Source organism: Pantoea sp. OVA07A, assembly GCF_019969975.1.
Classification (GTDB): Bacteria; Pseudomonadota; Gammaproteobacteria; order Enterobacterales; family Enterobacteriaceae; genus Pantoea; species Pantoea agglomerans.
Genome location: NZ_JAHXYM010000003.1, coordinates 476050 through 487936, shown reverse-complemented (window position 1 = coordinate 487936; position 11887 = coordinate 476050). Strand labels below are relative to the sequence as shown.

Here is an 11887-nt window from a genome sequence, read left to right as displayed (position 1 = left end):
TTATAGATAAGCTCAAACCTTTATAAATTTAATTTGGGGAAAAGGGCGCATGCTATTGCAGGAAAGCCTTAAACAGGAAGTTACTGAAGCAGTCAAAAAATCACTCACCTTCGATATTTTTTATCAGAGAATACGGCCTGATATATCAGCTTTCGTGGCTGCAACGTCACAACTGCCATTGAAAAGTCTTGATGACTGGGAGCGATTAATACGCTGGCAGATTGACTCATCTTTTTATACATCAGGTTATAAACGGACAGGTGCTGAGATTCAGCAGGTGGGTTCTCTCAGGTGGATGGACTTATGTCATGCAGATGGTTTTCGGCGGGAACGCGCATTACGAACATTATCAGTTGGTGCACCCAACAGTTTTTTATTTGCCTTAGCCGTCAGAAGGTTAAATGATTGGGTTCCTCAGGTGAGAGAAGCCGCCCGTGAAGCACTTCCCTCAATCGCAGCAGCTTCTGACCCGGAAGTTATCGTGGATGTCTTGTTTATAACGCTTCCCTATTGGACCTCATGGGGAAGAGCGGGTGAGAAGGAACACGAGGTACTGACAGACATTATTTCAATGGAGAACGTCACTGCCTCTCTGAAAAAAAGACTTATCTGCACTTCTTCGGGGCCTGCTGCAACTGTCTTTACCCAAGCAGGACGCACGTCAGTATTAGATAATTTTCTGTCTGAGATTGCTGAATCCTCCATTCAGCCCTCACTGCGTGCGAAGGCGTACCGCTGCCTGTTCGAAGGCAAAATTATCTGGTCCGAGGGGATGGAATGGAAGTGGATTGATAAAGCCTTTGGCGTACGACGGCGTGTACCTGTTTTAAATGAAAAAACAATAGCCGTTTCCAGGCCTTTTATTGATATCTTAAGGATGGCCATACTTGACCGCTCACCGATGGTACGGCGTATAGCCGGAGAAATGCTGATTAAAGAATTAGAAAATATATGTGATGAAGCCTTTTCCATGGCCACTCAACTGGCTTCCGATATATCAGAATCTGTAGCGGAACGAGGAAGGTTTGCACTGGTCTGCTTAAAAAAGGATAAGTGAGGCTTTAATTAAACAAGCTAAGCAATATGATTGTCGCAGCAGCCTTTAGGGTAATCTCTGTCCGCCATAAAGAATCATGGTAAATTTCATGTTGTCATGTGCTTTTCGGGTTGTTTATCAATAATATTTCGGCGAGTCTCACTGTTAATAACAATCAGGGAGCCAGATGATGAAGATAGCTGAGATCGATCATATCCATCTCTACGTTGAAAATATTGAACAGGCAGAAAAGTGGTACAACGAGATCCTGGGCTTTGAAAGCGACCCTTCCCTGTACTTCTGGTTTGAACAGGGTGGGCCGCTGGTCATAAGAAATAACAGGGCATCACTCTCTCTTTTCCTGCGAAAATCTCAGCCACCAGGCCATACGGTGGCTTTCGGGGTGGCAGCATTATCTTTCAACGAACTTATGCCTGTACTCCGTAAGAATAAAATCCCTTTCAGCGTCAGTGACCACGACGTGTCGATGTCCGTCTATTTCAGCGATCTAAGTAATAATAAAATTGAAGTGACCTCTTACGACTACCTGCCTGCAAAGCAGATACTGGAGAGCTTTGCGTAACGCTATCGCAGTTTGCGCTTAGAGGCGTGACTGCAGGCGCACTGTGATCTCCGTTCCGAAAGTATAAGTACTTCACTCATCAGCACGCTGGAGGAAGTTAAGCCTCCAGGCCCTGAACGGCGATTAGTAAAGTGAGTTCTTCAATCGCTCAGGCAGCGCTTTGTCGTAGGCATCGCCATCAATCTCTGCAATCTGTTTGAGGATGGAACCGGTGCTGGGCAGCGACTGCCGTGAGATCTGCGTTTCGGCATCCCATAAGCCGGAGCGAATAATCGCCCGGCTGCACTGAAAGAAAACGCTCTCCACAGTGATGCGCAATACGGTTTTTGGCAGCTGATTGTTGATAGCAAAGCGCTCAAGCAGCGCCGGGTCGGTGCTGATCGCTGCTGTGCCGTTCACGCGCAACGTCTCGCCAATGCCAGGGATGAGAAAAAGCAGCGCTACCCGATTGTCATGCAGAATGTTGCGCAGGCTGTCGATGCGGTTATTGCCGCGTCTGTCGGGTAATAACAGGGTCTTGTCATCTTCGATTTCGATAAATCCGGCCGGATCGCCGCGCGGTGAAACATCCAGTCCCTCAGGCCCCGACGTTGCCAGCGCCACAAAAGGCGAGGCGGCGATAAACGGACGATAGGCGGGATGAATATGATCGGTTTCTTTAGCGACAGAGGGCCGGGCGACCGTGCCGTAAAGACCTTCAAGTTCGGTAAGTTCAGTGATAATGCTGCTCTGTTCAGACATTTTTGCACTTTCCTTTCACTATTCAGATCCTCATAACGCTGAAGGTGAAACTACACAGACCCGACGCGCCAGTTTAAGCAGCACTTTAACACCCATGCAGCGTATTCAGAACCCGTGCGCCACCCTTTATGGCAATCGCCCCAGGTGAATCCGTCTTCCCGCCGCTAAAACAGCTTATTACCTGGGGCGGCAACCTCTTTCCACCCTTTACCAATATCAGAAGCACAACACAACGTAGTGACAGCCTCTGATGAGAGATCCATATTCTGCAATCAGATGAGCACGAAAACCGCGGCTTGTGCACTGAAATTAGCCACCGTTCGTTAAGAGTATTAACAGAGTTGGTGACAGCAGAAGTTGCTGATATAAAGAGTAAAGATTGCTTATTCAGCACCCAAAAGGAGCGCAGGATGGTTTGGGAATCAGAGCGGCTGCTCTACAGATATACTCTTCGTGAGGATCTTGACGACCTCTTCAGAATCTATGGCGACCCCAAAACGCATAAATTTAACCCGCGAGGTCCATGGCCCGACAGAACGCATGCTATTCAGGCCATGGAGCGCATATTACAGAGCTACCAGGAACAGGGTTTTGGCGACTGGACGATATTTGAGAAAGCCCATCCGGATAAAATCATTGGTTTTGGCGGTGTTTTCAGAAGCCAGTTTGACGGTCGTCAGACGAATAATCTCGGTTACCGGTTTGAGCCTGCTGCCTGGGGAAAAGGGTATGCTACCGAGCTTTCCCGCAGAGCCATTCGCTACGGATTCGAAGAGGCCGGGCTGAGCATCATTACGGGTGTGACGCGCGAAAACCATCTGGCTTCGCGGCGGGTACTGGAAAAAGCGGGCCTGACCTTTTTGAAAAAGGTCGACGATCCTGAGGGGTTGCCTCCCAGCCTGATGTACACCCTTACACGACGTGACTGGCTTGCGGCTGGCAACATCGTTACCGAATAAGTTTGATCTTTCCCGTTTGTGATTCAGGCGTGGCGAAATCTGCGCCACCTTTTCGCACCAGGTCCCTTTAAACCCTCTCTTATCCCGCGATTAATACTCCGCTGTGTGGATTACTTTAGCCATCTTAATCAGGGGGAGGCTTTATGGATATTCGTACAATTTTTATTTCAGCAGTTATGGCAGTCAGTCTTTTATGGATAGGCGCATCAGATAACCGTTCGTCACATCTCACCGCCGAGCCGGTTAAATCTGTCCTGAGTAAGCTGCAGCCTTGATTCTCAATCCTCCGATAGCACACATTAGCGCCTGCTCAGCCTGAGATGCGGTACACTGCCGGTATCTGTTAATGCAACTTCGTTGCTTTAACCATGACGTTCAGGCTGATAAAAGCGGGAGAAAGAGATGGCGAGGGAGATGATTCGGCAGGGTGGGCGCAGCGCACGTATTCAGGCGGAAGTGCATAACACCGTTAACCGCTTGCTTGAAACGCTTGATCGTTCAGCTATTACAGTGCCGATGATCGCCGAACAGGCAGGTGTGACACCTTCCACGATCTATCGGCGCTGGGGCGATCTGTCCCAGTTGCTGGCGGATGTGGCCGTGGCACGGATGCGGCCCATTGCAGAGCCGGAAGATACCGGATCGACGGCCGGCGATCTTACCGCGTTCATCCAGCAGTATGCTGAAGAGATGTCGTCCAAAGTCGGTCGTGAGCTTCTGGCTGATGTGATAGGAAGTCAGGCTGAAGTGGCGAGCCAGAAATGCTGTGGGTTTACCTATCAGCATCTTGAAACACTGAAAAGTCGGGCCGAGGCACGCGGCGAATCAGGCTTTGACGTTGATCGCATCATCGATGTGGTCGTGGCGCCGGTGATGTTTCATATTCTGTTCGGCGACCGCGACATCTCAGCAGAATACTGTTCGTCTCTGGTTCAGCGGGCATTTCAGTCAGCAGTCAGCGCTGAATAAAGGGCAGGGCGGCTTGCGTGATCAGATACTGCAAGAGTGCTCGCGCCGGATCGTCACCCTGATCGGAGCGGGCGAGCGCGATACCCAGATAGCCGGGCATTGGCAGCCGGTGTGATTCAATCACCAGCGTCTCCGGCAACCCTGCGCGGGTGCGCAGGGTGATGCCCAGCCCGGCCTGTAATGCCGCCCAGATCCCGCTAAGACTGTGGCTGGTGAACACTACCCGCCACGGAATACCTGCCTTATCCAGCGCCTCGATGGCGCGCGATCGCATGACACACGGCGCATCGAATGCCACCAGCGGCAGCGGCTCGCCGCGCTGCAGATATCCCGCCAGATCAAACGCCGGATGCTGTATCCAGGCTAACGGACACTGACCAATTAACTGCGTGCCAGCCTGCTGCTCTGCCTGCCACAGCAGCGCCAGGTCCAGCTCATGACGGGCCAGCGCCGTAAGCAGCGGCAGATTTCTGTCGACGCGTGCGGTCAGCATCACCTCCGGATGCTGCCGGTTGAACGCGCCGAGAATGTCCGGCATCAACGCCTCGCCAAAATCCTCCTGCATCCCGATGCGTATTTCGCCCTGCAACGCTTCGCCTTTCACTGCCCGCAATGTCTCATCGTTCAGCGACAGCAGGCGTCTGGCGTAACTCATCAGCTGTTCACCGCTGCGGGTCAGCTGCACATGACGCCCTTTTTTCATCACCAGCGCCGTGCCGCATTGCTGCTCCAGTTTCTTAAGCTGCGCACTCACGGCCGAGGCAGACCGACACAGATGCTGTGCCGCCAGGGCAAAGCTGCCGGCATCAATGCCCGCGACGAAACTGCGCAGCGCATCCATATCGAGGGACTCCGGTACCTTGTTCATTATTGTCCTGTAATTATGGATGGTAAGAGCTGATTAATTTGATTTTCAGGATTGAAGGCCTGAGTGACACTCTGTCTCACCACTGAGGAGTGTGCAATGAAAAAATCGCTTGATCGGGAAACACTGGCGCAGCGCGCGCCAAAACTGGCCGAACTGACACAGCAGGTGCTGTTTGGCGATATCTGGCAGCGCGAACTGCTGTCACCGCGTGAACGCAGCCTGCTGACGCTGGCAACGTTAACCGCGCTGGGGCGGGTCCAGCAGCTGCCGTGGCACATCGATTTCGCCCGACAAAATGGGCTGACGCAGGATGAGCTGGTGGAGAGCTTCACCCATCTGGCGTTTTACGCAGGCTGGCCCGCCGCCGTCACCGCGCTGGGTTATCTGGAGGATAATCACTGATGCCCTTTACCCGAATTACCCTGCGTCAGGGCTACAGCGAGGCGGCTCTGCATCAGATCTCCACGCTGCTTCAGCAGGCGCTTGTCGCTGAATTTAACGTTCCTGAGCATGATTGCTTTCAGTTGATTGAGATGCTGCCCGCCGGACAGCGGGTATTTGATCGTCACTATCTCAGCGGCGGGCGTAGCGACAATTTCGTGCTGTTTCAGGTGACGGCAGGCCGACCGCGAACCCGGCAACAGAAGCAACGGTTTTATCATTCACTTTGTACGACGCTTCAGGCGGAGATGGCGATCGATCCTGACGACGTGATGATCATTATTCAGTTTAACAGCACCGAAGAGTGGAGCTTTAGCGGCGGCCGGATGCTGGCACAGGAGGCGTTATGATTATCATGCACTACCGTTTTACCCTGCCTGCTGACTACGACATGGGCATCATCGAACAGCGCATCAGTCTTAACGGTTCCCGGCTTGATGGCTTTCCAGGGCTGGTGGCCAAGGCGTATCTCTACACCTGCCGTGATGATGACGGACAGAATGAAAACCGTTATGCGCCGCTCTATTTCTGGCGGGAGGCGAGTGGCATGCAGCGTTTCCTGCAAAGTCCTGGCTTTGCGACGCTGGTCAGGGATTTTGGCTGGCCGATCATCGAAAGCTGGCTGGCGCTTGAGGGGCAGACCCACATGCAGGATCTGGCCGATGCCCGCTTTATAACGCTGAACCGCTGGACGATTCCACCGCATTCAGACCTTACGACACTGCCGGTAACAACAGGGATCAGCGCCTGGGATGTGAGCCGCTGGCAGGGAGTAGACGTTAACGCTTCACACCAGCGCCCCGCTGGCGAGCAGGAAGTCTATCGGATCGGTTATCTGGCACGGGGTGCAGCCGCCGCGGATCTGCAACTCTAGCATCGGGAATGTCGCTGCTTTCTACTCACAGGGCAAAAATGGCTTCTATCTCTAAGCGCAGGTCAGCGGAGAAAAGTCCGCTGACCTGTACCAGCGAGCTGGCGGGCAGATGCTCGCCGTAGTTGCGATAAAGCACTTCCCGCAGCGCGGTGATCTCTGTGAAAGAGGTGATGAATATCGTGACCTTCAGCAGCGCTGCGAGCGACGTATGCTCAGCCGCGGCAACCGCCCTGAGTTGATTAAAAATGGCTTCTGCCTGTTCAGCCATATCTCCCTGCTGAGCCGCCGTACCGAAAGCGGTCAGTCCTGAGACATACAGCGTCGCGCCATGCTTCACTGCGTGGACATAAGGCGCTTTTACTTCGCCCAGTTGCGGGTAATTTTTGCGTTCTGGCATCGTCATATTTTTCTCTTTTAAGTGATTCAGGCTACTGGCATTAAAGCAGGCCGAGAGTCGATAGCGGGTTGATGGATGCTTTAGATAAAGAGCATGTTCGGGAAGCCTTTAAGCAAGAGGGAGTGATTAATATTCGCAGCGGCTTGATGCATCTTAACTTTAAAACATGCTTTAAAAGATACAGTACTTACTTCTTCAATCTTGTTAGTGCTGTTAGCATCAGCAAGATTGATAAGCTGGCAATTCATGATAAAAATAATCATTGGCATCTTCCATCTATAGTGAACATCAAGGTAGATAGCCTTAATGTTGAAGAAGCTAATCAGGTCAGCGCAGCACTACAGGTTGAACAGCTTGTAGAAGGAGCAAGAGAATACTATCGGGTAAAAAAACGCCTGACATAAAGCGAAAGGATTCATTTATGCGTAGCTACAGTGAGATTGCGAAGCGTATTGCTAAAATCATCATATCACCTGAATCTGCTATAGGTTTCGTTCATGGTGTCCTTTCTGTGCCTACAGACATAGGCTATTTAGCTTATGGCTTCCTTGATACAGACAGCCGCTATCAACGCGAGACAGAAAAAATCAGGATGGTCGGGGCCATCCGGCACGGCATTCTTGAAAATCACCATTTCATGAAAACTATTGAGACCGTGCTCAATATTTTCAACAGGAACGTGCCAGAACTCAGGCAGAACGCTATTTATAGCAAAACAATGGCTTCAGTTGCTGGTCGGACGCTTACCAACTCACTTATAGCAGGAAGATTAGCCACTACGATTGCGCAACGTAGCTCGTTTCTTGTTGCGGTCAGAGGTGGCTTGATCGGTAATGCCTTATTGATTGGCGGCATGACAGAGAGATGTATCTATACCTCTGAGAAGTTGCTGAAAAACAATCCTGAAGTTTATAACGCCTTACGAACGCGAAACTATGACTTACTTTACTTTTTAGTAGAGCCAGCTCTAAACCCGTTTGTTGAAGCGTTGAATGTGAAGCGCACGCAGGGGCAACAAGCGTTTGAAAAGATTATAGAAATGGTAGAAAAAGAGATCAATGCTAATGCGAAATAATAAGCCTTCCAGGCTGAGCTTAGGTAAACGCATCCTATATAGCCTCATAGAAGCTTCAGGCGCAATTGTAGGCGGTCTATTGCTCTTACTGTGCTGCTACTGGTTCTTTCACTATGAAACCTGGCATGAGCGTTTTATAGCGATTGGATTGTCAGTTTTGGTTGTCTGTTTAATCGGTAAGATTTTACCTGAACGGCCAAATCAGTAACCCCAACGCGGGGATTTAAGGCTGATCAGGCCTTTAGAAAGACCTGAGCGGACTCAGGCTTAAATTCAATCATACGTAGCCAGCGCGAAATCATATGAATAACGATATGAACACGCCCGTCAGAAATCAGCGTTTCAGCAATTGCTGGCAGGCGAGGTTATCCTGCACGGCGTGCTGTTGCTCATCAGGTGTCAGTTGCTGCCAGCGAGCAATCACGCTGCTGCCCAGCCCCGATTTATAAGTGATTTTTTGCAGCGCATAATCAGAGTTGCCGCCTTCAATGACGTTCTGCATCTGCCGGTCGACGGGCTGCTTACTATCATGATCAACCGCGCACAACACCGCGACGTAATACGCCTTATCTTCCTCACTGTCCTGTGGGATAAACCACCAGGCGGTCAGGGCGAGGATCAGCAGCAGGGGCAGGATATATTTTACTTTAGCCATCGGAGTCATCGGTTGTGGGCAGTTAAGTCAGCCAGATATGGCCAGACGCAGGGCGTGTATCCTGCCACAATTTCTGCTCACCGTTAACCTCGTTCAGCCGCGGTTGAGGCAATGTTCAGTTTGCTGGCGCTTCAATCAGCGTCGTACTGATTTGCGCACCCGGCATCATCTGCTGTAATCCCGAAACCAGATCGTCGCTGGCCTGTTGCAGCGCGGAGAGCGGCATAGCGGGCAGACTTTCCAAAATGAACCACATCTGCTGCGCGCTGGCATCCAGTCGGGTTCTTACACCCTGACGCCAGTTCCAGCGGCGACAGGTCACGCCCTGATCGTCGCGCCAGATCACTTCGCCCGGTTCCGGCGACTCATAAACCACCTCGCCCTCTTTAACGGTATCGAAACGTTCACTGCCGTCAGCAATCACCAGACGTGGCGCGCCAGCATAGGCCGCGATATTTTCCCCCCCGACCGGCAGCGCATAACGAATGCTGATGGCGTTATAGAGATCGACAACCGGATCGATGGCAGGCAATGCGCCATCCCGCAGCACACGCTTACGCAATGCTTCTGCCGAACAGGGTGTACGTTTCGCTTTGGCACCAAAGGCTTTAAACACCTCAGCCCAGGCGGCGAGATGCGCGTCTGCCCACGCCGCATCATCATTTAATACCTGCTGGCATGCACTCTTCAATGCTTCGCTGGCAACGTCTGGTCGGGTAATCGGTGTGGTTTCCACCACAATACTCATGGCACGAAAGCCGGGAGCGAGCGCGAAAACAGCGGGATCGATTGACGGATGAACAGATAACATCGGATACTCTCTCAGTGACTAATTTATTTCATAGTAATGACCGATGACCAAAAAAGTCAATATAACGACCGATGCGGGTGCCGATGTCGCCAGTGTCAATCAGGCTGTTTCGGACAGCATCAAAAGCTGGCGTAAAAGTCAGAAACTCTCGCTGGATGAGTTATCACGCCGGGCTGGCGTCAGTAAAGGCATGCTGGTGGAGATCGAAAAGGGTGCCGCCAATCCCAGCATCGCCATTCTCTGTAAAGTGGCTGCCGCGTTGGGCGTCTCGGTGGCAGATATCGTCAACGTTTCGCATGCGCCTGACGCCTGGCTGATTGAGAACAGCGAAATGCCCCGGCTGTGGCAGGGTGAGCAGGGCGGTTATGCGCAGCTGCTGGCGGGAACCCGTGGGCCGGATATGATCGAGCTCTGGCGCTGGCAGATGTTTGCGGGCGAAGCTTTCCGTTCTGCCGGTCACTCCTCAGGCACACTCGAACTGTTGCATGTCGAGCAGGGCTCGCTCGCCTTAACGGTGGGTGAGCAGACCCTGGTGGTGCAGCAGGGCTGTGCAGCCGTAGCGCGAACCGATATGCCGCATGCCTATGCCAGCGCCGATCACCTGCCGGTTATCTTCACCATGACGGTGGCCGAACTGCAGCGCTGACGGCGTTATTCTGCGGCTGTCGCTTCGCCTGGACACGCCAGCAGCAGCGTTTTCAGCAAATTTTCCAGTTCGGCACGCTCTGAAGCGCCAAGCGGGGCCAGCAGCGCCTCCTGCGTAGCGGTATGGACGCGGAGTGCATGCTCTATTTGCTGCTGCCCGTGGGGCGTCAGCCCGACCAGCATGCTGCGCTTATCCTCTGGCGCGGCAATACGCTCAATCAGATGCTGCTGCTCCAGACGGTTCAGACGGTTTGTCATCGCACCGGATGTCACCAGCAGCGCCTGGTAGAGCTGGGTGGGCGACAGGCGAAAAGGCGATCCCGCCCGTCGCAATGTCGCCAGCACATCAAATTCCCCCTCCTGAAAACCAAAAGGCTCCAGTGCCTGACTGCGCGCTTTCGCCAGATGTTTCATCAGACGCAGCACCCTGCCGAAGATCCGCATTGAAGAGGCGTCGAGATCGGGCATTGCGTCGTCCCACTGACTGACAACGAAATCAATATGGTCATGCATAAATCACCTTTAAATATTGTGGTTATGTTGTCGGGTTGTGCGCAGCCTCTTAACACCGGGGGGAATTTATCTTAACGTTAAGATAAATGGTGGCAGCCCGTTGCTGTCATCGTCAATCCTCTGTTAAGGCGTCGATGATGAAAAATAAGGTGTTGTTCCCCATTCTGTTTGCCGTGATCGCTTTTCTTATCGGGCTGAATCTGCGCCCTATGCTGGCGATTATCGGCCCGCTGTTCCCGGTGTTGCAACTGCAGGCCGGGTTGTCGTCGACGACGTTCAGTCTGCTGACCACGTTGCCGGTGGCGATGATGGGCCTGGCCGCACTCTCTGGCCCGTGGCTGATCGCCCGCATCGGGCCGGTAAAGGGAATCGCCGCCGGTTTGCTCTGTCTGACGGTCGCCTGCCTGTGGCGCGGGGTTACGCTTACTCCCTCTCAGCTGCTGCTCACCGCGCTGGCGGGGGGCGCAGGGATTGGCGTGATACAGGCGCTGATGCCCGCTCTGATCCGGCAACGCTTTGCTGAGGCAGCGGCGACGCTGATGGCGCTGTTCAGCACGGGCATTATGGCGGGCGCGGCACTGACTGCTGCCGGTGCTGACCCGCTGTTTTCATGGCTGGGCCTGCAACCCGCGCTGGCGCTTTCCGGCGGGTTAACGCTGGTAACACTGCTGATCTGGCTGACTTTAGTCAGGCGATCGCCGCAGGTGAGCGTGGCCTCTGATGCAGCGACGCTGCCTGTGCGGCGTACCCTGTTGCTGATGCTCTTTTTCGGCATTGGCACGGGTGCTTATACGTTAGTGCTGGCCTGGCTGCCGCCATTCTATATTCAACTGGGCTGGAGTGCTCGCCACAGTGGCTATCTGCTCGCCGCGCTGACGTTAACCGAAGTGGTGGCAGGATTCATTGTCTCGGCGACGTTACATCGCTTTCCCGATCGCCGTCCGCTGCTGCTCGGTGTGCTGGCCCTGTTGCTGCTGGGGCTGCTGAGTCTGGTCTTTTACCCGGGCACGATGCCGATACTCTCTTCACTGTTACTGGGTACGGGCATCGGTGCGCTCTTTCCGCTGTCGCTGATCGTCACGCTGGATCATGCGCGCAGTGCCAGAGAGGCGGGCATTCTGCTGTCACGCGTGCAGGGAGGCGGATATCTGATTGCGGCTCTGATGCCGCTGCTGGCAGGCTGGGTGCGTGATAGCGGCACGTCAATGACCCAGGCCTGGCTGATCATGAGCGCTGGCGTGGTGCTGTTGATGGTGATTGCCCGACGCTTCAGACCTCAGAACAGTATCAACTGAACAAAGCCGTTGCCGATCAATGTCG

18 protein-coding genes are annotated in these 11887 nt (G+C 53.2%); 12 read left to right on the top strand and 6 right to left on the bottom strand.

The features are described 5' to 3' along the window. The first annotated feature begins 49 nt into the window (after positions 1-49). Both LC417_RS13465 and LC417_RS13460 read left to right on the top strand, forming a co-directional pair. Positions 50-1057, top strand: a complete 1008-nt coding sequence (locus tag LC417_RS13465; RefSeq protein ID WP_062759005.1) for a hypothetical protein — start codon at positions 50-52, stop codon at positions 1055-1057. 169 nt (positions 1058-1226) lie between these two features. Continuing rightward, positions 1227-1619, top strand: a complete 393-nt coding sequence (locus LC417_RS13460) for a VOC family protein (protein WP_223566043.1) — start codon at positions 1227-1229, stop codon at positions 1617-1619. 123 nt (positions 1620-1742) lie between these two features. Here the strand turns inward: LC417_RS13460 and LC417_RS13455 are convergent, their stop codons facing one another. Beyond that, entirely contained in the window at positions 1743-2360 is a 618-nt protein-coding gene (locus tag LC417_RS13455) for a pyridoxamine 5'-phosphate oxidase family protein (protein ID WP_010246855.1), read from the bottom strand. Positions 2361-2770: 410 nt separating this feature from the next. On the opposite strand from LC417_RS13455, the gene LC417_RS13450 reads away from it, so the two are divergent. The 3 genes from LC417_RS13450 to LC417_RS13445 all read left to right on the top strand — a co-directional run bounded on the left by LC417_RS13450 (position 2771) and on the right by LC417_RS13445 (position 4288). Beyond that, on the top strand, positions 2771-3319 hold the full coding sequence (locus LC417_RS13450; RefSeq protein WP_182500543.1) for a GNAT family N-acetyltransferase: 549 nt from the start codon (positions 2771-2773) through the stop codon (positions 3317-3319). 143 nt (positions 3320-3462) lie between these two features. After that, positions 3463-3594: a hypothetical protein gene (locus tag LC417_RS22425; protein WP_010670579.1), complete on the top strand. Its 132-nt coding sequence runs from the start codon at positions 3463-3465 to the stop codon at positions 3592-3594. A 127-nt stretch (positions 3595-3721) separates the two neighbouring features. After that, positions 3722-4288, top strand: a complete 567-nt coding sequence (locus LC417_RS13445; RefSeq protein WP_187508023.1) for a TetR/AcrR family transcriptional regulator — start codon at positions 3722-3724, stop codon at positions 4286-4288. Here LC417_RS13445 and LC417_RS13440 read toward each other — a convergent pair. Further along, the gene (locus LC417_RS13440; RefSeq protein WP_187508022.1) at positions 4275-5156 is read right to left on the bottom strand and encodes a LysR substrate-binding domain-containing protein; all 882 of its coding nucleotides are present in this window, start codon (positions 5154-5156) and stop codon (positions 4275-4277) included. The two genes, LC417_RS13445 and LC417_RS13440, sit on opposite strands and share 14 nt — an antisense overlap. Positions 5157-5252: 96 nt before the next feature. Between LC417_RS13440 and LC417_RS13435 the strand changes: the two genes are divergently transcribed. The 3 genes from LC417_RS13435 to LC417_RS13425 are packed head-to-tail and all read left to right on the top strand — an operon-like array spanning position 5253 to position 6471. Then, positions 5253-5558: a carboxymuconolactone decarboxylase family protein gene (locus LC417_RS13435; protein ID WP_010246860.1), complete on the top strand. Its 306-nt coding sequence runs from the start codon at positions 5253-5255 to the stop codon at positions 5556-5558. Beyond that, complete coding sequence (locus LC417_RS13430) at positions 5558-5947, top strand: tautomerase family protein (protein ID WP_223566006.1); 390 nt, start codon at positions 5558-5560, stop codon at positions 5945-5947. The genes LC417_RS13435 and LC417_RS13430 overlap by 1 nt, the downstream gene beginning before the upstream one ends. Beyond that, complete coding sequence (locus LC417_RS13425) at positions 5944-6471, top strand: DUF4865 family protein (protein WP_089414712.1); 528 nt, start codon at positions 5944-5946, stop codon at positions 6469-6471. The genes LC417_RS13430 and LC417_RS13425 overlap by 4 nt, the downstream gene beginning before the upstream one ends. A gap of 25 nt (positions 6472-6496) precedes the next feature. On the opposite strand, the gene LC417_RS13420 is transcribed toward LC417_RS13425, so the two are convergent. Next, complete coding sequence (locus LC417_RS13420; RefSeq protein ID WP_223566005.1) at positions 6497-6874, bottom strand: RidA family protein; 378 nt, start codon at positions 6872-6874, stop codon at positions 6497-6499. 65 nt (positions 6875-6939) lie between these two features. Here LC417_RS13420 and LC417_RS13415 point away from each other — a divergent pair, with 65 nt between their 5' ends. Both LC417_RS13415 and LC417_RS13410 read left to right on the top strand, forming a co-directional pair. Next, positions 6940-7272 (top strand): hypothetical protein, encoded by a 333-nt coding sequence (locus LC417_RS13415; protein ID WP_138919669.1) that lies wholly within the window; start codon positions 6940-6942, stop codon positions 7270-7272. Between the two features lie 17 nt (positions 7273-7289). After that, entirely contained in the window at positions 7290-7943 is a 654-nt protein-coding gene (locus LC417_RS13410; RefSeq protein WP_010670572.1) for a hypothetical protein, read from the top strand. A 334-nt stretch (positions 7944-8277) separates the two neighbouring features. Here the strand turns inward: LC417_RS13410 and LC417_RS13405 are convergent, their stop codons facing one another. Beyond that, positions 8278-8598: a hypothetical protein gene (locus LC417_RS13405; RefSeq protein ID WP_223566004.1), complete on the bottom strand. Its 321-nt coding sequence runs from the start codon at positions 8596-8598 to the stop codon at positions 8278-8280. Positions 8599-8713: 115 nt separating this feature from the next. Then, on the bottom strand, positions 8714-9409 hold the full coding sequence (locus LC417_RS13400; RefSeq protein ID WP_223566003.1) for a B3/4 domain-containing protein: 696 nt from the start codon (positions 9407-9409) through the stop codon (positions 8714-8716). A 43-nt stretch (positions 9410-9452) separates the two neighbouring features. Here LC417_RS13400 and LC417_RS13395 point away from each other — a divergent pair, with 43 nt between their 5' ends. Further along, positions 9453-10055, top strand: a complete 603-nt coding sequence (locus LC417_RS13395; RefSeq protein WP_223566002.1) for a helix-turn-helix transcriptional regulator — start codon at positions 9453-9455, stop codon at positions 10053-10055. 5 nt (positions 10056-10060) lie between these two features. On the opposite strand, the gene LC417_RS13390 is transcribed toward LC417_RS13395, so the two are convergent. After that, positions 10061-10567, bottom strand: a complete 507-nt coding sequence (locus LC417_RS13390) for a MarR family winged helix-turn-helix transcriptional regulator (RefSeq protein ID WP_033787186.1) — start codon at positions 10565-10567, stop codon at positions 10061-10063. Positions 10568-10704: 137 nt separating this feature from the next. On the opposite strand from LC417_RS13390, the gene LC417_RS13385 reads away from it, so the two are divergent. Then, positions 10705-11862 carry an MFS transporter gene (locus LC417_RS13385; RefSeq protein WP_223566042.1) on the top strand — a complete coding sequence of 386 codons (1158 nt, stop codon included), beginning with the start codon at positions 10705-10707 and terminating at the stop codon, positions 11860-11862. Positions 11863-11887: the final 25 nt, after the last annotated feature.